The sequence below is a fragment of the Chitinophaga solisilvae genome (assembly GCF_009928525.1).
GTDB classification, from domain to species: Bacteria; Bacteroidota; Bacteroidia; order Chitinophagales; family Chitinophagaceae; genus Chitinophaga; species Chitinophaga solisilvae.
In genome coordinates, this window is sequence record NZ_JAABOK010000007.1 from 97705 (window position 1) to 122679 (window position 24975).

At 47.3% G+C, this 24975-nt stretch carries 24 protein-coding genes and 1 tRNA gene; 16 read left to right on the plus strand and 9 right to left on the minus strand.

The annotated features are described in order from the left end of the window. Positions 1 to 27: 27 nt before the first annotated feature. Positions 28 to 723, minus strand: a complete 696-nt coding sequence (locus tag GWG06_RS15895; protein ID WP_160714383.1) for a sterol desaturase family protein — start codon at positions 721 to 723, stop codon at positions 28 to 30. Positions 724 to 872: 149 nt separating this feature from the next. Here GWG06_RS15895 and GWG06_RS15900 point away from each other — a divergent pair, with 149 nt between their 5' ends. The 12 genes from GWG06_RS15900 (at position 873) to GWG06_RS15955 (ending at position 12292) form a co-directional block, all read left to right on the plus strand. Continuing rightward, positions 873 to 1547 carry a FadR/GntR family transcriptional regulator gene (locus GWG06_RS15900; protein WP_127037831.1) on the plus strand — a complete coding sequence of 225 codons (675 nt, stop codon included), beginning with the start codon at positions 873 to 875 and terminating at the stop codon, positions 1545 to 1547. 45 nt (positions 1548 to 1592) lie between these two features. After that, positions 1593 to 2816, plus strand: a complete 1224-nt coding sequence (locus GWG06_RS15905) for an MFS transporter (RefSeq protein WP_127037829.1) — start codon at positions 1593 to 1595, stop codon at positions 2814 to 2816. Between the two features lie 184 nt (positions 2817 to 3000). After that, complete coding sequence (locus GWG06_RS15910; protein WP_160714385.1) at positions 3001 to 3891, plus strand: EamA family transporter; 891 nt, start codon at positions 3001 to 3003, stop codon at positions 3889 to 3891. 125 nt (positions 3892 to 4016) lie between these two features. Beyond that, positions 4017 to 4667 carry a tetratricopeptide repeat protein gene (locus GWG06_RS15915; protein WP_127037825.1) on the plus strand — a complete coding sequence of 217 codons (651 nt, stop codon included), beginning with the start codon at positions 4017 to 4019 and terminating at the stop codon, positions 4665 to 4667. Positions 4668 to 4837: 170 nt separating this feature from the next. Next, positions 4838 to 6784: a TonB-dependent receptor plug domain-containing protein gene (locus tag GWG06_RS15920; protein WP_160714387.1), complete on the plus strand. Its 1947-nt coding sequence runs from the start codon at positions 4838 to 4840 to the stop codon at positions 6782 to 6784. Positions 6785 to 6803: 19 nt separating this feature from the next. After that, positions 6804 to 7400, plus strand: coding sequence for a DUF6580 family putative transport protein (locus GWG06_RS15925; RefSeq protein WP_160714389.1), 597 nt, complete (start codon positions 6804 to 6806; stop codon positions 7398 to 7400). Between the two features lie 168 nt (positions 7401 to 7568). Beyond that, positions 7569 to 8900 (plus strand): DUF5074 domain-containing protein, encoded by a 1332-nt coding sequence (locus GWG06_RS15930; RefSeq protein WP_160714391.1) that lies wholly within the window; start codon positions 7569 to 7571, stop codon positions 8898 to 8900. Between the two features lie 169 nt (positions 8901 to 9069). Further along, positions 9070 to 9585, plus strand: coding sequence for a bifunctional adenosylcobinamide kinase/adenosylcobinamide-phosphate guanylyltransferase (locus GWG06_RS15935; protein WP_160714393.1), 516 nt, complete (start codon positions 9070 to 9072; stop codon positions 9583 to 9585). An 11-nt stretch (positions 9586 to 9596) separates the two neighbouring features. Then, the gene (cobT, locus tag GWG06_RS15940) at positions 9597 to 10643 is read left to right on the plus strand and encodes a nicotinate-nucleotide--dimethylbenzimidazole phosphoribosyltransferase (RefSeq protein ID WP_235938380.1); all 1047 of its coding nucleotides are present in this window, start codon (positions 9597 to 9599) and stop codon (positions 10641 to 10643) included. Beyond that, positions 10640 to 11416, plus strand: coding sequence for an adenosylcobinamide-GDP ribazoletransferase (locus GWG06_RS15945; RefSeq protein ID WP_160714395.1), 777 nt, complete (start codon positions 10640 to 10642; stop codon positions 11414 to 11416). Before cobT ends, GWG06_RS15945 begins: the two co-directional genes overlap by 4 nt. Next, positions 11401 to 11958, plus strand: a complete 558-nt coding sequence (gene cobC / locus GWG06_RS15950; protein ID WP_127044558.1) for an alpha-ribazole phosphatase — start codon at positions 11401 to 11403, stop codon at positions 11956 to 11958. The genes GWG06_RS15945 and cobC overlap by 16 nt, the downstream gene beginning before the upstream one ends. 121 nt (positions 11959 to 12079) lie before the next feature. Continuing rightward, a complete protein-coding gene (locus GWG06_RS15955; RefSeq protein ID WP_127044062.1) occupies positions 12080 to 12292 on the plus strand; it encodes a Sec-independent protein translocase subunit TatA/TatB in 213 nt (70 codons plus the stop codon). A 103-nt stretch (positions 12293 to 12395) separates the two neighbouring features. Here the strand turns inward: GWG06_RS15955 and GWG06_RS15960 are convergent, their stop codons facing one another. The 4 genes from GWG06_RS15960 to GWG06_RS15975 form a co-directional block, all read right to left on the minus strand. Beyond that, positions 12396 to 13697, minus strand: a complete 1302-nt coding sequence (locus GWG06_RS15960) for a DUF5690 family protein (RefSeq protein WP_127044063.1) — start codon at positions 13695 to 13697, stop codon at positions 12396 to 12398. A gap of 222 nt (positions 13698 to 13919) precedes the next feature. Further along, on the minus strand, positions 13920 to 15506 hold the full coding sequence (locus tag GWG06_RS15965; RefSeq protein ID WP_160714397.1) for a SusD/RagB family nutrient-binding outer membrane lipoprotein: 1587 nt from the start codon (positions 15504 to 15506) through the stop codon (positions 13920 to 13922). Positions 15507 to 15531: 25 nt separating this feature from the next. Beyond that, on the minus strand, positions 15532 to 18741 hold the full coding sequence (locus tag GWG06_RS15970) for a SusC/RagA family TonB-linked outer membrane protein (RefSeq protein WP_160714399.1): 3210 nt from the start codon (positions 18739 to 18741) through the stop codon (positions 15532 to 15534). 99 nt (positions 18742 to 18840) lie between these two features. Then, the gene (locus GWG06_RS15975) at positions 18841 to 19425 is read right to left on the minus strand and encodes a helix-turn-helix domain-containing protein (protein ID WP_160714401.1); all 585 of its coding nucleotides are present in this window, start codon (positions 19423 to 19425) and stop codon (positions 18841 to 18843) included. Positions 19426 to 19513: 88 nt separating this feature from the next. Between GWG06_RS15975 and GWG06_RS15980 the strand changes: the two genes are divergently transcribed. Together GWG06_RS15980 and GWG06_RS15985 are read left to right on the plus strand one after the other, a co-directional pair. Then, positions 19514 to 20080 carry a MarC family protein gene (locus GWG06_RS15980; protein ID WP_127044066.1) on the plus strand — a complete coding sequence of 189 codons (567 nt, stop codon included), beginning with the start codon at positions 19514 to 19516 and terminating at the stop codon, positions 20078 to 20080. 47 nt (positions 20081 to 20127) lie between these two features. Next, positions 20128 to 20202, plus strand: a tRNA-Arg gene (locus GWG06_RS15985). 425 nt (positions 20203 to 20627) lie between these two features. Here GWG06_RS15985 and GWG06_RS15990 read toward each other — a convergent pair. Continuing rightward, positions 20628 to 21134, minus strand: a complete 507-nt coding sequence (locus tag GWG06_RS15990) for a hypothetical protein (protein ID WP_160714403.1) — start codon at positions 21132 to 21134, stop codon at positions 20628 to 20630. Between the two features lie 616 nt (positions 21135 to 21750). Between GWG06_RS15990 and GWG06_RS15995 the strand changes: the two genes are divergently transcribed. Together GWG06_RS15995 and GWG06_RS16000 are read left to right on the plus strand one after the other, a co-directional pair. Next, on the plus strand, positions 21751 to 21948 hold the full coding sequence (locus GWG06_RS15995) for a class I lanthipeptide (RefSeq protein WP_127044013.1): 198 nt from the start codon (positions 21751 to 21753) through the stop codon (positions 21946 to 21948). Positions 21949 to 22133: 185 nt separating this feature from the next. After that, positions 22134 to 22334, plus strand: a complete 201-nt coding sequence (locus GWG06_RS16000) for a class I lanthipeptide (RefSeq protein ID WP_160714405.1) — start codon at positions 22134 to 22136, stop codon at positions 22332 to 22334. A 144-nt stretch (positions 22335 to 22478) separates the two neighbouring features. On the opposite strand, the gene GWG06_RS16005 is transcribed toward GWG06_RS16000, so the two are convergent. From GWG06_RS16005 to lpdA, 3 genes are all read right to left on the minus strand, one after another. Further along, a complete protein-coding gene (locus GWG06_RS16005) occupies positions 22479 to 22955 on the minus strand; it encodes a HipA domain-containing protein (protein WP_160714407.1) in 477 nt (158 codons plus the stop codon). A gap of 17 nt (positions 22956 to 22972) precedes the next feature. Next, positions 22973 to 23182 carry a helix-turn-helix transcriptional regulator gene (locus GWG06_RS30855; protein WP_127044009.1) on the minus strand — a complete coding sequence of 70 codons (210 nt, stop codon included), beginning with the start codon at positions 23180 to 23182 and terminating at the stop codon, positions 22973 to 22975. A gap of 139 nt (positions 23183 to 23321) precedes the next feature. Next, on the minus strand, positions 23322 to 24722 hold the full coding sequence (lpdA, locus tag GWG06_RS16015; RefSeq protein ID WP_160714409.1) for a dihydrolipoyl dehydrogenase: 1401 nt from the start codon (positions 24720 to 24722) through the stop codon (positions 23322 to 23324). Between the last annotated feature and the right edge of the window lie 253 nt (positions 24723 to 24975).

The following is a 24975-nucleotide window of genomic DNA, read 5'->3' on the forward strand; positions in this document are numbered from 1 at the left end:
AGTGGTGAGTGGCAGGGAGGGCTGCGGTTACACTTTCCGTAGTGTGCGGAAAAGGCGATCCCAGATGGTAGTATAAAAGCCATAGTTATATGCTTCATGGCGGTGATGCCCGTGATGAAAGGCAGAAGTACCAAGGTACTGCATTCCCAGCCACCGGCGGATATTTTCAGGGATAGGCTCCATCCCCAGGTGCCCCATCATCCCAAAGAAGACGTTTATGACCAGGTAGATGATGATACCATAGATATTCAGGCGGAAAGGCAGCAGCAGTATCAGCCATAGTGCGCCGAAGCTGAGTGTTTCCAGGGGATGCAGTATGAAGAGGTCTATTGGTACAGGATCCGTTGCTTCATGATGCAGGCGGTGGAGCGTCTTATACAGGAAGGCATGCTGATGTATGAGATAATGAAAGAGGTACATCAGCAGATCCATAGCCAGGAAGAGCGCCAGGGCATCTGTGAAGATGCGCCAGGAGACGTCCGTGCTGATGAGGATCACTCCCATCAGCCAGGCTTCATACCCTATCCAGGTGATGACGGTGTTGATGGCGCAGGTCATCAGTGCAATGGACCACTGCCTGCGGCTATAGGCAAACATCTGCCGCCGGGGCTGCCTTTGCAGTACATTCCCCACTGCCAGTACCCCGATCATAATCAGGAAGTTTTCTGCCGCAAAAAGCAACCATACCAGCCAGGGGGACATATGTCGGAGCACCTCAAGCATTTTATTATTTTTTTATTTTCTTATTTGAGATTTTGTGGTGTGCTTGATCTGCCGCTTTTTTCAAAGGTAGTCCGACAACATCTCAAATAAAAAAATAAAAAAGTAGCCACATCTTAAATAAAATTCTATCTTTGCAAACATCTGATGATATGATGAGTACAATACAGGCACCTTTAAAACGTCAAAGTCTGGCAGAGAGTGTAGCAGCCAGCATGCAGGAATTAATCAATACCGGCAAATATGCTATGGGGCAGCAGCTTCCGACGGAGCCGGAGCTGATGCAGCTATATGGCGTAGGGCGTTCCAGTATCCGCGAGGCGGTGAAAACACTGGCCAACAAAGGGTTAGTACGTGTGCAGCAAGGGTTGGGCACTTTTGTTGTATCACAGACGGGGAACGGAGAGCCGCTGGCACAGCGGTTGCAGCGGGCGGCTTTTGAGGAGCTGAACGAGGTGAGGTTGCTGCTGGAAGTGAAAATCGCGGAGAAAGCTGCTATGCACCGTACCACCAAGGAAATAGAGAAGATGAAAGGCTTTCTGAAGAAGCGGTTCAACTATGCAGCCAGCCAGCAGCTGGAAGCATGCATTCAGGCAGATATCAATTTCCACACCACCATTGCGGAAGCCTCCAAGAATGAAATTATGCTGGACCTGTACAATACGGTAGCCACCCACCTGAAGCAATCATTCATGCACCGCTACGGGAATACGGACTCGTTTATTGAGTCGCAGCCCCTGCATGATGCACTGCTGCAGAGCATTATAGACAAAGATCCAAAGAAAGCGCTGCTGTGGGCGACAAAAATCACCACACACGCCAAATAAAATTTTTATTCACAAACATCAGATGATCTGATCTAAACCACACCCATGACAACGACCATGCAGGAAGAACCCAAAGTGGTGGCAGAACAGGCCGCCAAGCAAACGGTTTTTTCGATACTTATTGCACTCAGCTTCACGCATTTGCTGAACGACACTTTACAATCACTGATACCAGCTATCTATCCGCTGGTAAAAAAATCACTGAACCTCTCCTTCAGCCAAATAGGACTCATCACGCTCACCTTCCAGATGTCAGCATCATTGCTGCAGCCGCTGGTGGGCATTTTCACAGACCGCAAGCCCCAGCCTTACTCGCTGGCCATCGGAATGACCTTTACCCTTACAGGATTGATAAGCCTGGCTTTTGCCAACTCCCTCCCGCTGGTATTATTGTCAGTGGCGCTGGTAGGTATCGGCTCTTCGGTATTTCATCCGGAGGCGTCGCGCCTGGCCTATATGGCATCCGGCGGGCGGCATGGCATGGCCCAGTCACTCTTCCAGGTAGGCGGTAATGCCGGCAGTTCGCTGGGGCCTTTGCTGGCAGCCATGATTATTGTGCCGCTGGGGCAGTTCCATATTATCTGGTTCTCTCTCGCCGCACTCCTGGCCATTTTTGTCATGCTGTATATCAGTAAATGGTACCGCGGCAATATGGACAGGATCAAGCCCAAGAAATCGGCCACCCACGTAAAACACCAACTGCCGGCAGCAAAGGTTATCTTCTCCCTGTTTATCCTGCTGGTACTGATATTCTCCAAATATTTCTATATGGCCAGCATGACCAGCTACTATACCTTTTACCTGATAGACCGTTTCGGCCTTTCCGTACAGTCTTCCCAGGTATACCTGTTCATATTTCTGCTTGCTGTAGCAGCAGGCACCTTCATCGGCGGACCGGTGGGCGACCGTATCGGCCGCAAATATGTAATCTGGATCAGCATCCTGGGCGTAGCGCCCTTCTCCATGCTGCTGCCGCATGTTAACCTTTTCTGGACTGCCGTATGCAGCGTTTTCATCGGAGTGATTCTGTCGTCGGCCTTCTCCGCCATTCTCGTATATGCGCAGGAGTTAGTGCCCGGAAAAGTAGGCATGATTGCCGGACTGTTCTTCGGACTGGCCTTCGGCATGGCCGGTGTAGGCTCCGCCCTCCTGGGCCGCCTCGCCGACAATACCAGCATCCAGTATGTATATCAGGTGTGTGCATACCTTCCCTTAATAGGACTCCTGACAGGGTTTCTGCCGAATCTGGAGAAGAAGAAAAAACAATAATTACGAATTACGAATGATGAATGGCGAATGAGGAGCGAAGATTTAAGCAGATAAAGAAATTCTCTATCCGCTTAAATCTTCGCTCCTCATTCGCCATTCATCATTCGTAATTCGTAATTACTTAAATCCCCACCATTCATCAAAGCAAATCCAAATACTTTAACTTGCAACAAAATTTATAAATATGTGGAAAGGTATATTGTTGGTACTTATAGGGGCATGCAGCTTTGGTATTTTATCAACAATTGTTAAACTGGGGTATCAGCAAGGTTTTACGCTGGGAGAGCTATGTAGTGTGCAGGCAGGATTCGGGATGCTGGCATTGTGGGTGCTGCATTTTTTATCGGGGAGAAAAACGTCCGGGCTGAATAACAGGGATGTACGTACGTCATTTATACTGGGCAGTTCCACTGGTCTGGTGAGCATTACCTATTATCAGAGTGTAAAGTATATACCGGCGAGTATTGGTATTGTGCTGCTGATGCAGTTTACCTGGATGAGTATGTTGGCAGAATGGGTGATATATAAGAAGAAACCTACAGCAGTTCAGTGGATAGCCGTCGTTTTTATACTGACCGGCACGCTGCTGGCAGGAGGCGTTTTCAACAGCAGTAATATGCAGCTGGACTGGCGGGGCATTGGCTTCGGCTTGCTGGCAGCTGCTTTTTATACCATCTTTATTGTGGTGAGCAGCCGGGTGGGGCAATCGCTCAGTCCTGTGCTGAAAAGTGCCTGGATAGTTACCGGTGCTTTTATCATCATTACCGTATTATTTCCGCCGGCGTACCTTATCAACGGCCGGTTTACGCAACCGCCGCTGTGGGCCTGGGGTATGCCGCTGGCATTGTTTGGTACGGTGCTGCCTCCGTTCCTGTTTTCCAAGGGCATGCCGCAAACCGGTGTGGCGCTGGGAGCCATTCTGAGTGCTGCAGAACTGCCGGTGGCCATGATTTCTGCCACCATTCTGCTCCATGAATCCGTGAGCCCGTTGCAGATAGCCGGTGTCATCATCATACTGGGCGCCATTGTGATGGCCAATCTGATGAAGCCCAAAGCGGCGCCCGCCCACGCATAATACCGCAGGAACACTCTCCTGCTTTTTTATTGGCCCGCAAGGCTTACTAATTCACTTATAAGGCGTTTTTTTTATTTATCTTTGCCCCCGCTATCAGAATCAAGTGATTTACGAACTGTTTATACATGAAAGCATTTAACTTTTTTATTCTATATCGTTTCCCTATCGGGATCGTGTTATTGCTGGCTGGTATTGCCCTGGGCTTTACTATCGGATGGTGGGAAGCTACTATTGTGCTGGTGATTGCTGTGATTTGTATTGTCACCCACCTGCTGTTCGGACCAATGAGAATGGTGCAGGAAGCCGTGGAAGCCGGCAATATTGAAAGAGCTACCGCTCTGATGAATATGGTGAAATTCCCTAAACTGTTGTATAAACCTATCCGCTCCGTATATTATTTTATGCAGAGCAACATGGCCATGTACAGCAACGACCTGGATAAGGCAGAAAGCACCATCCGGCAGAGTATTCAGTCTGGCAGCCCGATGAAGGAATATGAAGGCATGCAGTATTTCCAGCTGGGAACCATCGCCTACCAGAAAAATGACCTGAAAACGGCTGACCAGAACCTGAAGAAAGCCGTGCGCATGGGCCTCCCGGACAAAGAAAATACCGCTGCCGCCCTCCTTACCCTGGCCTCTATCGCCATGAACCGCCGCGACTTTAAATCCGCCAAAGAATATTTCCGCAGAGCCAAAGCCCAAAAGCCCACAACTCCGCAGATAGTAAGCCAGATCAAAGAAATGGATAAGTATATTTCGAGGATGCCGGGTTGATTTGGGAAATTACGAATTACGAATTGCGAATTACGAATGAAAAAGCGGAGAGCAATTCGAAGATTAAAGAGGATATTTAATAGTTATCACCTTAATCTTCGAATTACTCTCCGCTTTTTCATTCGTAATTCGCAATTCGTAATTCGTAATTGTTGTCTTTACTTTGCACCATGAAATTCAACATCTACACATTTTCATTACTGTTATTCGCGAGAGCAGCAACTGCGCAGGATTCCATCTCTCAGCGCAGCCAGCTGAGCGAGGTGACGGTTACTGCGGCCAAGGTACCGATGAAGGCAGGTGAAACCGGTAAAATAGTTACTGTTTTATCGCGGGAATACCTGGATAAGCAGGGAGGGAAAAGCATCTCGCAGGTGCTGAATGAACAGGCCGGCATGGTAGTCAACGGCGCCTCCAATAACCGTGGATCTATACAGGAAGTATATATGCGTGGAGCGCCCAACGGCAATGTGCTGATCCTGGTGGACGGCATGCCCGTAAGCGATGCCTCCCAGATAGCCAATACCTTTGACCTCAATTTTATCAGTCCGGATCAGATAGAACGAATTGAAATCCTCCGTGGCAGCCAGTCTACATTATATGGCTCCAATGCAGTAACCGGCGTTATCAATATTATCACACGTAAAACAGGCGATAAAAAGCTGGGAGCCTCTCTCAATGCCGGTTATGGCAGCTATAACAGCGCTGCCGGCAATGTTAATGTCTATGGGAACGTCCGCAGCTTTTCCTGGCAGGCCGGTTACAAACAGGAATATTCCGATGGCCAGTCTGATGCCTATGATAAAACCGGCAGCGGCGGATTTGATAAGGATGGCTTCCGCCAGCAGACGGCATTTGCCAAACTGGGGCTGCAGGCAACTTCCCGCTGGAATCTGCAATACCTGTTCAACTGGAGCAACTACTTCCATGACCTGGATGTGATGCCCTATACAGATGAAAAGGATTATACCGGTAAATATAAATATCTGCTCAACAGCTTCAGCAGTGAGTATAAGTTCAAAACCGGCTCCTGGCATGTGTTATACAGCTATCAGCATACAAACAGGAAACAGATCAATGACTCCTCCTGGATTTCGCCGGTAGGCTTTGGTAAATATGACGATACCAGACTTATCTCCGGTATCCACCAGGCAGAAACGTATGTGAACTGGCATATCAGCCGGGTTGTGCAGCTGGTTGGCGGTGGTGCTTTCAGCTATACCAGGATGCAGCAGGATAACCTGAATGTGGGGAACTATGACGGAGCAGAGGCGGTATTGTCCTACCTTTCACCGGATAGCAGCCATACCTCGCAGACCAGCGTGTATGCGTCTGTGCTATTGCATAACCTGGGCGGATTCAACCTGGAAGCGGGTGGCAGACTAAACCATCATAGTCTGTATGGTAATAATCAAACCTTCTCCTTCAACCCTTCTTACCTGATTAACAACCGGCATAAGATTTTTATTAATATATCATCAGCATACCGCGTACCTTCCCTCTACCAGTTGTATACGGCAGGCTATGGCAACCGGAACCTGAAGCCGGAGAGCACGGTCAGCTATGAAACCGGCTACCAGGCCACGCTGGCAGGTAATGCCCTGAATATCAGGGTGGCAGGCTTCGCCAGGAAGACCCGCGACCTGATTGTTTTCATATCAGATACCCTGCCTCCATACGGCGGGTATGACAATGCCTACAGGCAGCGGGCCTACGGCGGAGAAGCCGAGGCTGCCTGGCACATCACCAAAGGGCTGGACCTGACTGTCAACTACAGCTATACTGATGGAAAAATAACCAAACTGCAGGATGGTAAAGATACCTCCTATTATAACCTGCTCAGAATCCCGAAACATGCTGTGAATGCTACTTTGGGCTATCAGGTAACACGGGCGCTCTATACATCCGCCACACTGAAATACACCGGCGAACGCTATGACAACAGCCAGCCAATGGGTGATTATTACACCATAGATCTCTATGGTGAGTATAAATTTGGTAACTTGCTGAAAATTTTCGCAGGGTTCAGAAATATTACAGATTATCAGTATTTTGACATCCTGGGGTATAATTCCCGCCGGTTTAATTTTAATACCGGTATCGTCGTAAATTTGTAAACTCAAAAAAATCCAGATAATGTCATTAAAGAATCTCAATCCCCGGCTTGGACTCATGCTGCTGTTTATACTGGTAGCAGGTATCATCCGTGTTGTGCTGGGAGCTGACAGCAATATGTCGCCCATCGCGATGTTTACGCCTGTAGGCGCTATGGCGCTGTTTGGCGGTGCTTCTTTCTCACAGAAGTGGAAATCATACGCTTTTCCGCTGTTAACTTTATTTATCAGCGATATTATCCTGATGCAGGTATTTCACAAAGAATATGCTTCAGGTCTGCTGTACAAGGGTTGGATGTGGAACTATGTGAGCTTTGTATTGATGGTGCTGATTGGTCAGGTAATGATCCAGAAAATCAGCGCAGGCAGAATAGTACTGGCTTCTGTAGCAGCAGCCTTCCTGCACTTCCTGGTTTCCAACTTCGGCGTATGGGTAAGCGGCTCCACCGATATTACAACGGGTCTGCCTTTTACCAGAGATATAGCTGGTCTTACTAAATGCTATATCCTGGCAATCCCTTACATGCAGTATACGCTGATCGGTACACTGATTTACAGCGCCATTTTCTTTGGCGGCTTCGAACTGGTACAGCGCAGGCTCCGTCCCGCTCACCAGTAATATATCAAGATTTTTTTACGTTAGAGATTTAGCGGTTTGTTCTGAGCGATTCGTTTACTGAGACTCTGTCAAGATATTTTTTTGCGGACTATCATAAACAGCTACGAAAGACAAATCACTAAATCTCTACATATTTAGGGCAATACCATCGATAAATCCATTAATACCATGCATAGAATTTCACACCGGTTCAAACATCTTTTCCTTCTGGCGACCGCTGCTGTACTCACTTTTACAGCTTGTAGCAAGAAAGATAACATCGCAGAAATTGTTGTTCCCCAGATTACCGCTCCCGGACTGAACAACGGAAAAGATACTATCGGCGTAGGCGATACCAGAGTAATCAGACCTCAGCTGGCCAACGTTACCAATCCTACTTTCCTCTGGCTGGTAAACGGCGAAGTAGCCGGCACCGACTCCATCTATACCTTTACACCTGCCAAAACCGGCGACTATACCATCTCTTTCAAGGTGAGCTCCGGCAACAGCCTGAACTCCTTCTTCTACCGTATCAAGGTAGTCGGTAAATATGATAACGGTTTTTACCTGGTTAATGAAGGATGGTTTACGCATGAACCGGGCAGCGTGAGCTTCTACCGCAACGGTGCTGACACCATCTATAAAAATGTGTATGACCGCGAAAATCCGGGCAAAACAATAGGTAATTCTACCGACTTCGGCGCCATCTACAACGGTAAAATGTACCTGGTATCCAAACAGGGCGCATTTGTAGTAACAGATGCCTATTCCATGAAGGAAACGGGCCGTATAGACAATCTGCCTGCCGATGGCCGCGCTTTCTGCGGTATCGACAATAACAGGGGCCTTATCTCCACGGCAGACGGTATCTATCCGCTGAACCTGCAAACGCTGGCCATAGGCACTAAAATTCCAGGTATCAGCGGCCAGGTGGGCACCATGCTCAAAGCAGGCAACTACATCTTTGCCATGTCCCAGGATGCTGGTATCGTAGTACTCAATGCCAGCAATTATGCCATCGTAAAAACGCTGATGAAGGCAGATGTGGGTCTGGCCCGCACGGCAGACGGCACCATCTGGGCCGGTATGGGCAAACAGCTGATCGCCATTGATCCGCTGGGCCTCACCACCACTACCGTAGCTGTTCCATTCGACCTGTATGGTGCATGGGGTGCGTGGAATGCCACCATGATTACGGCTTCTACCACTGAAAATGCTGTATGGATTGCCAAAACCAACGCCTGGGGCGCCGGTGGCAGAGAAATATACAAATACCTCGCCGGCAACCCTGCCTCCCTGCAGACGCCTTTCGTTACCTTACCTGCCGACCGCGAACTGTATGGCGCAGGCTTCAGGTACAACCCCGGCAACAACACCATCATTGCAACCAGTGTTGAACCTGGCTATGGCAGCCATTATTCCAAAAACACCATGTTTATTTATAATGCCTTCACCGGCGCTACTGTTAAAGCTGTACCGTATGAAGGATATTTTTTCCCGGCAATACCAGTATTTAATTAGTTAAATTACGAATTGCGAATTACGAATTACGAATGTAGAAGCGAAGATGAAAGCGTAGATATAAGAAGGTTAGCTATAGAAAATCCTCTTATATCTACGCTTTCATCTTCGCTTCTACATTCGTAATTCGCAATTCGTAATTCGCAATTACATTATATCTATCTTATTTATGATAACACTTATTACCGGCGGCGTGCGGTCAGGCAAAAGCCGTTATGCACAGGAGCAGGCGCTGGCGCACAGTGCCCATCCGGTGTATGTGGCTACTGCCCGGATATGGGATGAGGATTTTGGCCACCGGGTGCAGCGTCATAAAGAGGAACGCGGACCTGTGTGGGTGAATTACGAAGAAGAGATGTATGTGAGCCGGCTGCCACTGGATGGTCATACTGTGGTAATAGACTGTGTTACGTTATGGCTGACCAACTTTTTCATGAAGCATGATAATGACGTAGAAAAATCGCTGGCGGAGATGGAGGCCGAAATCCGTGCCCTGCATCAGAAAGCCGGTAATTTTTTAATTGTCAGCAATGAAATAGGGATGGGTATTCATGCAGATACGGTGATTGGCCGGAAGTTTGCGGATCTGCAGGGATGGGCCAATCAGTACATTGCGCGTTTAGCCGATACCGTTATACTGATGGTTGCCGGCATACCCGTTATTATTAAAAACAAGGAACTATAAATCAGGAGAGCATGATGCAGGAAATGAAAATTACGCCGCTGTCGCAGGAACTCAGAGATGCTTTACAGGACAAGATTAACCAGAAGACCAAACCTCCCGGATCGCTGGGCAGACTGGAGCAGATAGCTTTACAGGCCGGGCTGATTCAGGAAACACTCCGTCCGGTCGTGAATAAGCCTGCCATCATTGTTTTTGCAGGTGATCACGGCATTGCGGCCGAAGGGCTGGTCAATCCTTTTCCACAGGCTGTTACCGCACAGATGGTGTATAATTTTCTGCAGGGTGGCGCAGCCATAAATGTTTTCTGCCGGCAGCACCAGCTGCAGCTGACCGTAGTAGACGCCGGGGTAAATCACGAATTTCCGGCGCACCCTTTATTGAAAGACCGTAAGATAGCCTGCGGTACGCAGAACTATCTGCATGCCCCTGCCATGTCGCTGGACCAGTGCAGGCTGGCCATGGAAGCCGGAGCTGCAGAGGTGAAGGCGTTGCATGATAATGGCTGTAATACCATAGGCTTCGGAGAGATGGGTATTGGCAATACCTCTTCTGCTGCGCTGCTGATGAGCTATTTTACCCGGATACCTGTTGCGGAATGCACCGGTACTGGTACCGGCAGCAATATGCAGCAGCTGATGCAAAAGAAGGCCGTGCTGCAGCAGGTAATGGCGCATCATGTTATGCCACATTCCCCGGAGCAGGCACTGGCCACTTTCGGCGGGTTTGAAATTGCCATGACCTGTGGCGCTATCCTGCAGGCCGCCGCACTGAAGATGCTGGTGGTGATAGACGGATTTATTGTTACTTCCGCACTGCTGGCTGCTGAAGCCATGCAACCACATGTAAAGGACTACTGTGTGTTTGCTCACTGCTCTGAAGAAAAAGGGCATAAAGCCATGCTGCAACACCTGGGCGTACAGCCCCTGCTGCAGCTGGATATGCGCCTCGGCGAAGGCACAGGCGCCGCCATGGCAATTCCTGTTATACAAAGCGCCGTGCTGTTCCTCGAACACATGGCCAGCTTCAACAGTGCACAAGTCTCAAACCGTACCATATGAAGAAACAGTGGCAGCTGCTGCTAACCGCTATCATGTTCTATACGCGTTTGCCCGTTCCCGTTAGTACGCCGTATAACGCGGAAATGCTCAATAAATCTACCCGCTACCTCCCCCTCGTAGGCTGGATTACAGGCGCCTTCATGATAGGCGTACTCTATGTTTTCGGGGATATTGCCCCGCGTATGGTAGCCATACTGTTATCAATCATCATGAGTGTATGGGTTACCGGCGCTTTTCATGAAGACGGGTTCGCGGATATGTGCGATGGATTCGGCGGCGGCTGGACCAAAGAGCGTATCCTGGAGATTATGAAGGACAGCCGCATCGGCACTTACGGCATGATGGGACTGCTATTGCTCATGGCGCTGAAATATATCTGCCTGCTGCCGCTGACCATTCCCATGGTGATGCTGGCGGTGATCATTGCACAGCCGCTGAGCAGGTTTGTAGCAGTCAGTATCATCTATACCCATCGTTATGTGCGGGAAAATGAAGATAGTAAGGCCAAACCGGTATCCCAGGGCATATGTACCCGGGATTTCGTGCTGGCAGGCATTTTTGGGTTAGTACCCCTCTTGCTGGCGATCCTCTGGCTGCAGAATTACACACTGCTCCTGATCCTGCCGGCCCTGTTTCTTGCCAGGTGGTATATGGCCCGGCTGATGCGCAAGTGGATCGGCGGTTATACCGGCGATTGCCTGGGAGCCGTTCAGCAGGTTGCGGAAACAGTCATATATTTGTGCTTTTGCATACTCGCATGGAAATCTACCTGATCCGGCATACCGCGCCGGCCATTGAAAGCGGCATCTGTTACGGTAACAGCGATATTGATGTAGCTGATACTTTCGAAGAAGAAGTAGCCGCCATCCGTACCAAACTGCCACAAGGCAACTTTGACGTATATAGCAGCCCTCTGCAACGTTGCAGCAAACTGGCTACCGCCCTCTTCGGAGAAGCGGTGACCACAGATGCACGCCTCAAGGAAATGGACTTCGGCAACTGGGAAATGCAGCCCTGGGAAGCGATTGACAGGAAAGAGCTGGACGACTGGGCCAACGATTTTGTGCTGGCAAAAGTTCCCGGCGGAGAAAGCTATGAACAGCTATATACCCGCAGTATGGAACTGATAACTGAGCTAATGGAAAAAGATAAAGACGCTGTGCTGGTTACCCATGGCGGCGTGATCCGGTCTATCCTGGCGCATGCCACCAATACCGCGCTGGCAGACTCTTTTGACCTGAAAATACAGTATGGCCGGATTTCACATCTGCATGTGGAAAACGAAGATATAAAAGTTATTTTTTATAATTCGTAATGTAATGGTTATCCACACATTATGTTAAAATATTCAAATATCTTCCGAAAAAACAAAAAAACTGTTATTTCGTGTTAACTTTATGTTTGGAATCTCTGTAACATCATAAAAATCCGTTATAATGACAACATCATTTTTGAATATTCCGTTTTTGTTTCTGCAGGAAATAGGTATCAAGGAATTGCTGCTGATTGCTTTAGTAGTTTTACTCTTATTCGGCGGTAAAAAGATACCAGAGTTAATGCGTGGTTTGGGTAGCGGCATACGCGAATTCAAAGATGCGAAAGACGAGCCTAAAAAAGATAAAGGCGCTTCTGAAGCACCAAAAGCATAATTGCGCAAGTAAGTACAGAGCAAGAATAAAAAAGCGAAGATGTAAGCAGATAATAGCAATTATTATCGTCTGCATCTTCGCTTTATTTTTTGGGTGAGCCTTGTTAGCAGTTGATCATCTGTACAGCAGTTTCACTGATATACTTTTTTTTGAAATACCAGGTGGATATTATCATCATCACGATACCGGTAACGGATACACCTAGTACGGCATCCATAAAGAACTGGCTCCAGGACAGCGATATATTGCTGCAATTCTTTACCAGCATCACTCCTACACTACCCAGGTACCCGAAAGAATCTGCCACATACATGATGAAGCCTACGTTGCCCGCATATTTAAATACTGCAATCAGCCGTTCAAAGAAGATACAGTTAAAGGGAATATAGCCCATATACAATCCCAGTCCCGTCAGCATCATCCACCATACCGGATCCAGGCGGTGCTGCCGGAACAGCAGCGTACTGATCAACGCGATGAGAAACCCGGTAATTACAATCAGGTGATTGAGCATAAATGCCTGGTAGTTGTTTCGGATAAACACCAGCAACCCCATGATCACGATAATAGCTATCGATACAGGAATTTCCGTTTGCGTAAAGATGCCTGCCTGTGCGCCATAGCCCAGGTCCTTCCAGATATCGGCCGCGAAATTGTCGCGTATATCCCGTAAAACAGTCAGCATTACATAACTGCCAATGAGCAGCATCAGTCCCGGCAGAAACAGCTGCAGAAAGCGCTTGCGCTCTGCCTTGTTCATCGGTACACGTTTGGTGCGCATACGTTCATCATCTGCCGTAGGCGGCGGAATCTGCTCCAGCAGCAGGATAAACACCACAATCGGGACAATGAACAACAGCCCTGTCACAAAAGGCATCCACGTTTCCGTAACACCCCAGTCTACTACGGTCATCTTACCGGCAGATTTTACAAACCCGGAAGAAAAGATAAAGCTGATAGACAGCACCGCGCCCATAAACTCCGTGCTGCGACGCCCTTCCAGGTAACTGAAAACCAGCCCCCAGATCATGCCCAGCGGAAAACCGTTGATAAGCAGGCAGACAATATTATACGGCGCCGGCAGCAACGCAAACAGTAACAGCGCAGCCCAGGAAATAAGTATCAGTGTAATAATGCTCTGTGCCCTCTTGTTACCTTTCATTTCAGCAATGAAACGGATACCATAAAACTTACTGCAGGCATAGCCGATTGTCTGTGCTATCACCAGCCATATTTTATAATCAACACCCAGAAAGGTCATACCTTCAAAAATACCCGCCGTAAAAGGCTTGCGGAAAGCATACATGCACGAATAGGTCCCAAAAGCAACCAGCGCTGCATACAGCGAAAATGTAAGGTGATGCGCCTTCTCCAGCCGCTGCTTTATCCACGGAATAGTTAACATTATAACGAAACGGTTTGGGCCAAAGGTGAAGATTCAATGTAAACACATTGTTAACAAATACTGAACTAATTGTTAAGTTTAGCTAAAACAATTACGAATTACAAATTGCGAATTACGAATGAGGAGCGAAGACCTGAGCGGATGAAGAATTTACTTCTCCGCTCAGGTCTTCGCTCCTCATTCGTAATTCGCAATTTGTAATTCGTAATTTGTAATTCGTAATTACTTCACTAACCACATATCCCCGTTAATATCATCCGTTGTACCTCCGAACTGGCTTTTCAGCGAGGCTGTCCAGTTAACTGTGTTGGAGGCTCTTTCGCTGTCAGGGTATTTGAAGCGTTTGGGGATGATGCCGCTGTTACCGGTACCTGCACCTACTGCGAAGGCAGGCACGCCGGTTCTGCGCCAGTTGATATAGGCCTGCCAGCCGGAGTTTTCGAAGAAGGCAAGATATTTCTGTGTGAGGATCTGTTTCAGTCCTGCTGCATCATTGCCTTTATACTTTATGGTTGGCTGCTGGTAGTAACCTGTTTCAAAGCTGAAAGATATTTCATAACGTACACCCTTATACGTTTTTGTCACGATACCGGGAGCAGCTACAGGGATACCGTAGAATGACATCGATGCGCTGATACCTTTCTTATACCAGGATTCTGCATCGCCGGTGATCCAGCCGCGGTTGATAGCTTCTGCCATATTGAAGCACAGCTCAGGGTACCCGAGGATAACGCCCGGCTCTGCAGCATAGCTGCTGTAATAGCGGCTGCGGCTGCGTACAGAATACTCGGCGGTGTCCACATTCGCCATTCTGGAAGACATATCTTCCTGGCTTTCTCCCGGAGAAGCACCTACGTAGGCCGTAATATCAGAAGGCAGTTTAGCCAGCTTGTTAATCTGTTTGGTGGCTGGTTCTGCGGTAATATAGGCACGCGGATCATTCAGACTTACCAGCGTATTCAGGTAGGTGGCTGACATGTTATACCGGGTGGCATCAAATCCGAGGTTATCCGGATTGGAAGGATACTTGTTAATGTTATTGTAGATGAACTGCAGGTTCTGGTCCATACCGGAAATCAGCGGATACTTAGCCGGGTTGCCGGTGATGTCTTTGAACTGCTGCACCACTTTCAGCTCTGCATCATCGGTTTTAGCGCTGAGGGTAACCAGTACGCGTAAACGAAAACTGTTAACCGCACGTTGCCATTGCGTCAGATCGTTGCCATAGTAGAAGTCGCCTTTCAGCACCTGTCCTTCTCCGGTATTTCCCTTATCCGGGTTGGCTATCTGTTGCGCCAGCTGGGTATTGGCGTCTTCGAGCCACTGCAGGATCTGTATAAAGACCTGCTTCTGAGAGTCGTATACAGGCGCAAGATTGTTTTCTCCTTTGGCAGCTTCTTTCATAGGCAGATCTCCGACCAGGCAGGTCATACGGTAGTAGAAGAATGCGCGGAAGAACTTACCCAGCGCAGTATAGGGATTCACATCCTTACCACCAAGCCGTGAGGCTTCCTTCTCCATCTGCTGGATATTGGTCAGGGAAAAATAGGTAGAGAAATCGGCGCCGCCCCAGTCATACCGCTGATCGCCGTAATAGTTATAGTTACAGCAGTCGAACTGATTCCAGCGCATAACAATACTCCAGGGCTGATCCTTGTTGATATCGCCCAGCACACCACCCAGTACCAGGCTCGGGGGAACCTGGGCAGGTTTGTTGGTATTAACGTAATATTCGTCGAATTTTTTATTGCAGCTGCTCAGAGCAAGACCGGCTAAGGCAGCCAGGGCCAGTATTTTAAATGATTTCATACAATGCATTTTTGTTGGATCAGGATCAGAAAGTAAGATTTACGTTAAAGCCATATCTTTTGGTAGTAGGCGTTTGCAGGGTTGAAGAGCCCTGATCTGCGCCGGGGTACTGATCCAGGTCCACATCTTTATTTTTAGCAAAATAGAGCAGGTTTCTTCCTACAAAAGAGATATTGGCAGATCTGATAAAAGTGCCTTTCAGTATGTTTTCCGGCAGAGAGTAGCCGATAGTTACCTCACGCAGTTTGGCAAAAGTTTTACTGATCAGGTTAGCTTCGTTGGTTTTGTAGTATACGCTGATATAGTCCTGCAGGAAGGTTTTGGTAGTGTTGGGGCCGTACTGCAGTTTATCGTAGTTGGTTACATTACCGTTGTTATCGTATTGGATGGGTACGCCGTTGCTTACTACAACGCCTTCGCCCTGCCATGATTTCACCCCTTTGTAATCCTGGTAGCGGGCCTCGCCCATGGCGCCCTGCGTAGTGAGGATATTACGGCCGCCGCGATAGGTCTGCTGCTGGATGTAATCGATCATACTGCCGCCTACGCGTCCGTCGAACTGGAAGCTGAGGTTAAAGCCCTTGTAGCTGAAATTGTTATTGATTCCCCAAACCCAGTCAGGACTTGCATTTCCCAGGAATTGCTGTGTAGGATTTACGATAGGGCGGCCATCAGGTCCGTTGATGATTTGTCCGTCCGGTGTTCTCACGAATTTGGTACCGTAGATTTTATCTACGCGGTCACCCACGCCCACAAAGGCATCCAGCTTATCGCTGCCGTCACGGATGTAGGTATACTTCTCCGTAAAGGTCGACCAGTTGGCGGTTACCGTCCAGGTCAGCCCTTTAGGGTTTCTGATGGGTGTACCATTTACTGCAACTTCATAACCGATTTTACGGGTATTTACTGCATTCATTCTCAGCGCGGAATCGCCGGTGCTGGCGGGCAGCAGCAGGCTGTAAATACGCGGGCCGTTCAGATTGGTGAACCAGGTAGCGTCAACGCCTATACGATTTTTCAGGAAACGGATGTCGATACCGGCTTCTGTTACCTTACTGGTAAATGGCTTCAGATTGGGGTTTGCAATGACGCGGGTATAGTAAGCAGCAGCCTGGTTCTGGTATACCTTAAACACGTCGTAGGTAAGGGTGTTGAAGTTGGGACCGTCATAGGAAGACTTATACTCCGTACCATATCCGAGGGGATAGTTGGCCTCCGGGGTAGCGCCGATAGTGGGTTGTGTCAGCCCGCCCTTTACGTTGGCATAGGAGCCTCTGAGCTTCAGGAAGGAAATTACTTCCGGCAGGTGTACATAATCGGAAACCACGGTGCTGATGGAAGCCGAAGGGTAGTCGTAGGAACGGTGACCTTCCGGAAGGCTGGAAGCCTTATCCACGCGGTCCGTCAGTGAGATGGTCGCATATTTGCCCAGGTCAATATCCACATAACCGTAAGCGCTCAGCACCAGCATGGAAGCGCGGTAGTTGGTAGCGTACAGCGGATCGCGGGTATTGCCGAAGTTATAGGTGCCGGGGGCATTCAGGTAGTTGGTGGAAGTGAATCCGGAGTTGTATTTGAAGCTGCGGGCATTACCTCCTACGGAAGCACGTACACCGATTTTGTGCGGGAACACGTTGGAATAGGATACCAGCACATCGGTATTGTTTTCATACAGCGAGCGTTTATCTTCCCGGTAGTCACCTTTACCTTCTTCGCGGCCGTAGGGGTGAGCGGAGAAAGGCATTTTTTCGTTACGCATCAGGTCATAGCTGGTAACCTGTGTACGGGCGAGTACTTCCACATGGTCGGACACTTTATAAGTCAGGCGTGCGTAGCCGTTGATATCTGTTTTATAGTGACCGCGCAGCCATTCCTTTGTCATGAACCAGGGGTTGTGGTAGCGCTGGTATTCCGCATAGATGGACTGGATACCTTCTTTACCGGGTTGCCAGTAATTGCGCATATCATCCACGTTCCAGTCGGCGCCTGCCCATATCAGCATATTATAGATAAGGCTGTTGGGGCCGTAGTTAACGTCCGGGAAGTTATCGGAGTACTGGCGGTTATAGTTCATGTATCCGTCGAGGCGCAGGCGCGGAGAGAAGTTATAGCCTGCGGAGATGTTGAAGTTGGTAATATTCAGCTGCGTATTGGGTACAATCCCTTTCTGATAGGAGTTGGAGATGGAGAAGCGCAGGTCTGCCTTATCGGAATGGGACGATACGGCCAGGTTGTTGGTACTCAGCATGCCTGTCTGCAGAAAGCGCTGCAGGTTATTTTTACCACGGGCAATCCAGGGGGTGCCGGTACGTTTGCCGGTAACGGGATCTACAGGGCTGTCGTACTGCGGGATCAGCTGTCCTTCAAACTTTGGGCCCCATACATCGTAGTCGGCATCATTTACGCCGGCGCCTTTACCATCCACGAAGGCGTATTTACCATGATCGCCGGGACCGTATTCATCCTGTACCCTGGGCACGGCGTTGAATCCTTTTTCGAACATCGTGCTGGAGTTGAATTCAATGGAGTAGCCGCGTTTGTCTTTAGATCCTTTTTTAGTGGTGATCATGATAGCGCCGTTGAGGCCGCGGGAGCCGTACAGGGCGGAGGCGGTAGCGCCTTTAAGAACGGTGTAGCTCTCGATATCGTCCGGGGAGATGTTCCAGGTATCGGAGTTAATAGGTACGCCGTCGACCACATAGAGGTTGATGTTGTTACCGCGCAGCAGTACGAGCGGGGCAGCCAGCAGTTCAGCAGAAGCGCCTACGGTGAGGCCGGCTACTTTTCCGACAAGGCCGTTTACCGGGTTAGGTTCGCGGGCTTTGATGAGGTCCGCGCCTTTCACTTCCTGTACGGCATATCCTACGCGTTTTACTTCTTTTCGTATACCCAGGGCCGTTACAACCACTTCGTCCAGTGCTTTTTTGTCGGGGTGCAGGGTAATGATGATGTTGGAGGCGTTGTTAACGGCGTGGGTAGTGGGGAGGAATCCGATAGAAGTTATTTCCAGTATATCGTTGCCGGCAGCGTTGATGGTGAAAGTACCGGTGCTGCTGGTGGCGGTGCCGCGGTTAGCGCCTTTCACCTTAACGGTAGCGCCGATGACAGGCTGCTGGTCGTCGCCGGAAATAATTTTACCAGAAACGGTTTGCTGAGCTTGTGCTGCCGTTACATACAGCAATAGCATGAGCAGGGCGCATACGTTTATGAGCGCCCGTTGTAGGGTGGATTGCATAGCAATTTAGATTAAAGTTACCATGCAAAGGTTAGGTTCGAATGTGACGGGAATGTTAAGCTATACTAAATTCTATGTTAAGTATTTGTATATAGATGTTTACTTATCGTTATCCAGGAAAAAGTAAACGACGAGGATCTGGGCGGTATCTTCGCCTATATTGGCGGGTTTATGGCCCAGGCGGCCATCAAAAAAGAGGGAATCACCTTCTTCCAGTATATATTTTTCGTTGTCTATCTGGTATTCTACGGTTCCTTTGATGATGTATTTGTATTCGTAGGCGTCAGTTTTGACGATATGGGTGCGGCGGGCGCCTTTTTTGAGTTCAAGGATCACAATATCCACCGGGAAGTTCTTGACATTTTTGGTCAGTACCCTTTTGTACTGGAAGCCTTTGGCAGGTTCCTTTTCAAATTCCTGGTAAGATGCTTTCTGTTTGATAATGACTTTAGCGGATTGGGTCTGCTGGTCTATTTCATTGAAGAATTCGTTCATATCCAGGTTCAGTGCCCGGATAATGTTGATGAGTACCAGCAGGGAGGGCACCGTGCGGTTGTTTTCGATCTGCGATATCAGCCCTTTGCTGACTTCTGCCTTGTCTGCCAGCTCCTGGATGGTAATTCCCTTTGATTTCCGCTTTTCCTTGATCTTATTGCTGATCTGAATGATAATATCCTCGGTCATATAGGTCGTGATTATAGCAAATATAGGGAGAAAGGGGGAAGCATAAAACCACAGGCATTCTCATTATATTTACAGGAAATGAAGCTGCATGTTCAGTATCGACCAAATTCTGGCTATTACCTTTACGTTGTTTGCGGTGATTGATATCGTTGGCTCCATCCCTATACTGGTATCCCTGAAGGAAAAGCTGGGGCATATAGATGCCGGCAAAGCCACGCTGGCTTCCGGTTTCCTGATGGTGCTTTTTCTGCTGGTAGGAGAACCTTTCCTGCGGATGCTCAGCGTAGATGTACATTCCTTTGCAGTAGCGGGTTCTATCGTTATTTTCGTGATAGGGCTGGAAATGATCCTGGGAATTGAATTTTTCAAGGCAGAGAAAGATGCCAAGGCCGGCAGTGTGGTACCTATCGCCTTTCCGCTCATAGCCGGTTCCGGTACGCTGACCACCATTATGTCGCTCAAAGCCAATTTCGGGGAATATAATATCCTGGCCGGGATCATACTCAACCTCCTGATCGTATATATTGTGCTACGGTGCCTGAACTATATAGAACGCTTGCTGGGCAAGGCCGGGCTGATGGTGGTACGTAAATTTTTCGGGGTTATCCTGCTGGCGATTGCGGTAAAAATCTTTAAAAGTAATATCAATCTTTAATGTAATTTGGGATTGTAGCAGAGAAAATGTAGTTTTGCGGACTTTCCGGCCTCGTAGTACAATGGATAGTATAAGAGTTTCCGAAGCTCCAGATTCAAGTTCGATTCTTGACGAGGCTACCAGAACATTGATTCGCCCAGACTTAGCTTTACTAAGTTTGGGCGTTTTTCATTTACGGGCGTGGGTTTTGGAGAAAAGAACCAGGGAGATAAAGGAAAATTGTGCAGAATGCCCCCACCGTCTCAGGATATGCATTTTAAGCCTCAGGATTTTTCAATCAGATACCATCATCATCTATTTAGACGGGTGCCAAAGACAATCGATATTTATTCATGATATTAAAGAGCGGTGTTGCATAAATAAATCCAAAGCTAGCAGAGCTTTCAGGTATCTGGCATCTGTGGGAAGCAATAAGACAGAAAAAATTGGCTTCCCTTATCCTTCTATAAACCGGCACTGACATTGGGAAATATTTATGCAACAATGCCATATTAAAATAAAAGACCAGGATAGTACATCCTGACTTAAACAATGGATGGATCAATAATCAAGGAAGAGATATCCTTACTGTTGCGTATGCAATATTTGGCGAAGTAGTTAATTTTAAAAATCCGTCAACTTTATATTTAATTACAGTGCTTGTCGCAACTACACCTTCAATTAATTCTCCCTCAAAGTATGCTTTACTTCGATCTGAACCATCGCTATAAGCACTTCTATGCGTATACATCCAAAGGATACCCTTCCCGTAAAGAGAAGTACCATCAATCTGTAACCCTACCCATGTTGGAGTAAACCAAAACTTCATCTTTGATGGAAACCTGGTTGTATTAAGAGTAAACTCAACAACGCCAGGCGTTAATACGTTGCCTTTAACTTCCGTCCAGAGACCTTGCACAGAGTTTCTAGTTACATTTTTATCTTGTTGCGGAATAATGTCATCCTTTGTTGTTTTATCTGGAAGCATTAAACGGTCAGTTGATTTCCTGCAGCTACTGATTGTCAAGATTATTCCACATAAAACGTAAAGGGGTAAACGGTTAATTTTTTTCATATTGTGAGAATGTTTAGAATAAATTTATGTGATACTCCTGCTATAATATGTGAGTGGTTTTCTAATATTTATATATCTGCCTATCAGCATCATTCTCTCAATCATTTTCCCACGGTACAGGGCAACCTTGCTACTACTTCTACATCCGAAAGAATGACCTATGTACAAAGCATGGTGCGAAAGGCTTTAACAGACAGCCTGTATACCGCTCGCAATATGGATGTGGCCGGGCCTTGCCAGTAAGGTGAAGAACAGGCATTCATTGCAAAATGAAATTGATCACTTGTATTAAATACGGAAGGATCATCTTTTGTGGTGGTCCTTTTCAAAATATTCGTCCGGTTGCAATATTTCAGCACAGAAAATGATATTGATTTATTAACTTTATTTCAGACCCATTATCGTAAGCACCGGATTTGTTTAACAACTCAATCAATAATAGCCCGCAGCCCTTGTAACCCGTAATACCTATACCAGAAACAGTTTTCCCTTGATAAGAATAAAGCACCCGTTTACTTGCGCCTTATCTTCCTTAAAATATCGGAGCATTCCACTATAAACCTGTAATCACAGGCAGATAACATCTGTCTGATTTATAATCATCAAAAAAGAAAGCATGAAAAAGAAACTAAGTCTGAACAAAAAGATTTTCCTGCAAAAGGAAACAATCGCCGTCCTCAGTGCGTTCGAGCAACGCCGGCTGCAGGGCGGGGGAAGAACGGTAGCCCAGACCGGCCCCACCTTACCCAGCCCGATTAACTGTCTTTGCTGCTATATCCCTGTCGAGACTGAAGATATTCCCTGCAATTACTAATGCAGTCATCAGCCAATGCTGATGACTGGCGCACTTCCTTCTGATCAGGATACCAACGAAAAAAATCAGTGCATCCGGATTCATTTGTAACCCATAATATTCCTGTGCCCGATACCCGTTACCCTTGATAAGAATAAAGTATCACTCATCTGACACATCCCATTATATCACATCAAAAAAAAAGTATGAAAAAGAAAATTAGCCTGAACAAGAAACTTTTCCTGCAGAAAGAAACTATCGGTAACCTGAATTCATCCCAGCAACAGCAGGTGCAGGGAGGCGTAAGAACCAAAACTTATTTTACGGCGCCTACTATTCCCAGCCCTATTAACTGTCTTTGCTGCTATATTCCTACTGAATCGCAGAACTCCCCCTGCACCAATTGATATTGGCTGAGTAAATGCTGATGATTTGAGATTTTTTCATTTGTGATTTTTCTTTCTGATAAGGTGTGTCCTACAACTCCGGCAAACACCGGGAAAGAAAACATCCAAATGAAAAAATCTCAAATAAAAATCAATGCCGGATTATTAAATGCTGAATATCTTTTGCTTTTGGAGCCAGATTTGTTTATACATAACCTTACTTGCTTCATCTAAGAAAGAAGCGTCGATTAGCGCATTAACCTCCTCATTTCTTGAGGAAAATTTCCTGAAAATATTATCCCTTACCTTTGCCGGAATATTTAAATTGTCTGCGAGTGTGATGAAGTCGGCCAATCTTATTTTTTTCTTTTTTGCATTCAGCGTTAAAGCTAATTCCTCATCATCGGCAGGATTAACCAAATTTACATTCAACAGGTCATAGGCCGGACATAAAACAACTCCTTCTTCCAGATGAATAACAGAGAAATTTTTCAAATGCATATCATTATTTCCTGTAAGATATGAGAACAATAATACTTCGAAATAATTCAACAGATCCAAGCCCTTATTTGTGCAATACCTGATACAGAAAAACATATCCCTCATCTGTTTCAGATATAATACCAGCCAGCTTTTCACCATAAAAAACTTTTCCTCTTTTACTCATGGTGATATGTTTTAGATGCCGGAATCAATTCCATTCCGAATAATGCAAGTAACTGATTTACTTTATCCATTCGCATGGTTGTTTTACCCTGTTCAATTTCCCTGATCAACCTTAGTCCTAAGCCTGATTTGAGCGCAAGATCATATTGCGTCATACCATATTGCTTACGTTTAAGCTTTATCAGTTCAGACAGACTATTCATTTATACCCTTTTGGGTATAAATATAACAAAAATATCTCAATATTATACCCCAAAGGGTATAATTCAATATCTAACACCGCACCTTATATCTTTTGAAGAATAATTCAGCAAATAAAGAAAACGGCATCCCCCAGTTCCCTCACAGGTTAACAGCCGGTTGCCCGGATGCTATCATATACGCTTCCTTTAATGCTTCCGAATAGGTAGGATGTGCATAAGAGATACGGAACATATCTTCATCGCGGATTTCGTACTCCATCGCTATTACCGCCTGAGCAATGAGATCGGCAGCTCTTGCACCGATGATATGCACTCCCAGCAACTCGCCGTACTTAGGATCAGTGAGCACCTTTACAAACCCTTCTGTGTCCATGGCTGCACGGGCTTTGGCATTGGCAGAAAACAGGAACCGGCCAACATTATAGGGGATATTCCGCTGCTGCAATTCCTGCTCCGTATAGCCAACCGCAGCCACTTCCGGCCAGGTATATACTACTCCCGGAATACGGTTATAATGGATATGCCGCTGCTGACCGTGAATAGTTTCTGCTACCAGCACTGCTTCTTCCTCCGCTTTATGCGCCAGCATTGCACCACCGGTAACGTCGCCGATGGCATAGATATGCGGTACGGTTGTCTGCAATTTCTCGTTGGTAAGAATAAATCCTTTGGGATCTTTGGCAATGCCGGTATGCTCCAGCCCCAGCCCTTCGGTATAGGGCTTCCTGCCAACTGCTACCAGCACATAATCTGCTTCCAGCTGCTGCTCCTGCCCATTTTCATCTTTGAACCATACGGCGGCTGTCTTCCCCAGATTTGCCGTTTTGTACACAGATTGCTGCAACCGGATATCTATACCCTCCTTCTTCAGTATTTTATGCAATGCTTTCCCCAACTCCTGGTCCATGGCAGGGATGAGGTTACCGGCATACTCCAGGATGGTTACTGCGGTACCGATTCTGCTGAAGATGGATGCCATTTCGACCCCGATAACGCCTCCGCCGATTATCACCATACTTTTCGGTTGCTCCTTCAGTGAAAGGGCTTCCGTTGAACTGATAATCCTTTCTTTATCTATAGCAACACCGGGAATGGTGGCGGGCTTAGACCCTGTGGCAATGATAAAGTGCGTAGCTGAAAGCGTAGTAACGCCTTCCCTTCCCGTTACCTGCAGGGTGCTATCATTTGTGAAAGCAGCTTTCCCCCGGATGATGGTGATCCTGTTCTTTTTCATCAGAAATTCCAGCCCCTGCGTATTCTTCTGAACCACTTCCCGTTTCCTGCGGTACAGCTGCTCAAAGTCCAGCGAAACACCACCGGTGCGGATACCCTGCGCTTCAAATTTATGCAGGGCATCATGGTACGCATGCGTACTGTCCAGCAGCGCTTTGCTGGGAATGCAGCCCACATTGGTACAGGTACCACCTAATGTGTCATACTTTTCAATCAGTACCGTGCTGTATCCGAGCTGCGCACTGCGGATTGCCGCCACATATCCTCCGGGGCCTGCGCCGATTACAGCTATGTCATACTTTTCCATCTCTCTGTTTTTTTTATTTATTAAGTCAGTTCATAAAATATACCAATCGGTATATTTCAAATGTAAAAAAAAGCATTTGCCAATGAATTCAACCAAATCATTCAAATGCGGTACAAATATAAATAAATATACCGATCGGTATATTTATTTAATCTGATTTTAATAAATAGCAGAGATAGCCTACCTTCACCGCATGGAATTCGCATATTAGCTATACAGATAACATACCTCTCCTTCCGGAACAGCCACCCTG

What these genes read in the sequence shown, in the direction of transcription:
- GWG06_RS15895 (WP_160714383.1), bottom strand. Translation starts at nt 723, where the DNA reads ATGCTTGAGGTGCTCCGACATATGTCCCCCTGGCTGGTATGGTTGCTT.
- GWG06_RS15900 (WP_127037831.1), top strand. Translation starts at nt 873, where the DNA reads ATGATGAGTACAATACAGGCACCTTTAAAACGTCAAAGTCTGGCAGAG.
- GWG06_RS15905 (WP_127037829.1), top strand. Translation starts at nt 1,593, where the DNA reads ATGACAACGACCATGCAGGAAGAACCCAAAGTGGTGGCAGAACAGGCC.
- GWG06_RS15910 (WP_160714385.1), top strand. Translation starts at nt 3,001, where the DNA reads ATGTGGAAAGGTATATTGTTGGTACTTATAGGGGCATGCAGCTTTGGT.
- GWG06_RS15915 (WP_127037825.1), top strand. Translation starts at nt 4,017, where the DNA reads ATGAAAGCATTTAACTTTTTTATTCTATATCGTTTCCCTATCGGGATC.
- GWG06_RS15920 (WP_160714387.1), top strand. Translation starts at nt 4,838, where the DNA reads ATGAAATTCAACATCTACACATTTTCATTACTGTTATTCGCGAGAGCA.
- GWG06_RS15925 (WP_160714389.1), top strand. Translation starts at nt 6,804, where the DNA reads ATGTCATTAAAGAATCTCAATCCCCGGCTTGGACTCATGCTGCTGTTT.
- GWG06_RS15930 (WP_160714391.1), top strand. Translation starts at nt 7,569, where the DNA reads ATGCATAGAATTTCACACCGGTTCAAACATCTTTTCCTTCTGGCGACC.
- GWG06_RS15935 (WP_160714393.1), top strand. Translation starts at nt 9,070, where the DNA reads ATGATAACACTTATTACCGGCGGCGTGCGGTCAGGCAAAAGCCGTTAT.
- cobT (WP_235938380.1), top strand. Translation starts at nt 9,597, where the DNA reads ATGATGCAGGAAATGAAAATTACGCCGCTGTCGCAGGAACTCAGAGAT.
- GWG06_RS15945 (WP_160714395.1), top strand. Translation starts at nt 10,640, where the DNA reads ATGAAGAAACAGTGGCAGCTGCTGCTAACCGCTATCATGTTCTATACG.
- cobC (WP_127044558.1), top strand. Translation starts at nt 11,401, where the DNA reads ATGGAAATCTACCTGATCCGGCATACCGCGCCGGCCATTGAAAGCGGC.
- GWG06_RS15955 (WP_127044062.1), top strand. Translation starts at nt 12,080, where the DNA reads ATGACAACATCATTTTTGAATATTCCGTTTTTGTTTCTGCAGGAAATA.
- GWG06_RS15960 (WP_127044063.1), bottom strand. Translation starts at nt 13,697, where the DNA reads ATGTTAACTATTCCGTGGATAAAGCAGCGGCTGGAGAAGGCGCATCAC.
- GWG06_RS15965 (WP_160714397.1), bottom strand. Translation starts at nt 15,506, where the DNA reads ATGAAATCATTTAAAATACTGGCCCTGGCTGCCTTAGCCGGTCTTGCT.
- GWG06_RS15970 (WP_160714399.1), bottom strand. Translation starts at nt 18,741, where the DNA reads ATGCAATCCACCCTACAACGGGCGCTCATAAACGTATGCGCCCTGCTC.
- GWG06_RS15975 (WP_160714401.1), bottom strand. Translation starts at nt 19,425, where the DNA reads ATGACCGAGGATATTATCATTCAGATCAGCAATAAGATCAAGGAAAAG.
- GWG06_RS15980 (WP_127044066.1), top strand. Translation starts at nt 19,514, where the DNA reads ATGTTCAGTATCGACCAAATTCTGGCTATTACCTTTACGTTGTTTGCG.
- GWG06_RS15990 (WP_160714403.1), bottom strand. Translation starts at nt 21,134, where the DNA reads ATGAAAAAAATTAACCGTTTACCCCTTTACGTTTTATGTGGAATAATC.
- GWG06_RS15995 (WP_127044013.1), top strand. Translation starts at nt 21,751, where the DNA reads ATGAAAAAGAAACTAAGTCTGAACAAAAAGATTTTCCTGCAAAAGGAA.
- GWG06_RS16000 (WP_160714405.1), top strand. Translation starts at nt 22,134, where the DNA reads ATGAAAAAGAAAATTAGCCTGAACAAGAAACTTTTCCTGCAGAAAGAA.
- GWG06_RS16005 (WP_160714407.1), bottom strand. Translation starts at nt 22,955, where the DNA reads ATGGTGAAAAGCTGGCTGGTATTATATCTGAAACAGATGAGGGATATG.
- GWG06_RS30855 (WP_127044009.1), bottom strand. Translation starts at nt 23,182, where the DNA reads ATGAATAGTCTGTCTGAACTGATAAAGCTTAAACGTAAGCAATATGGT.
- lpdA (WP_160714409.1), bottom strand. Translation starts at nt 24,722, where the DNA reads ATGGAAAAGTATGACATAGCTGTAATCGGCGCAGGCCCCGGAGGATAT.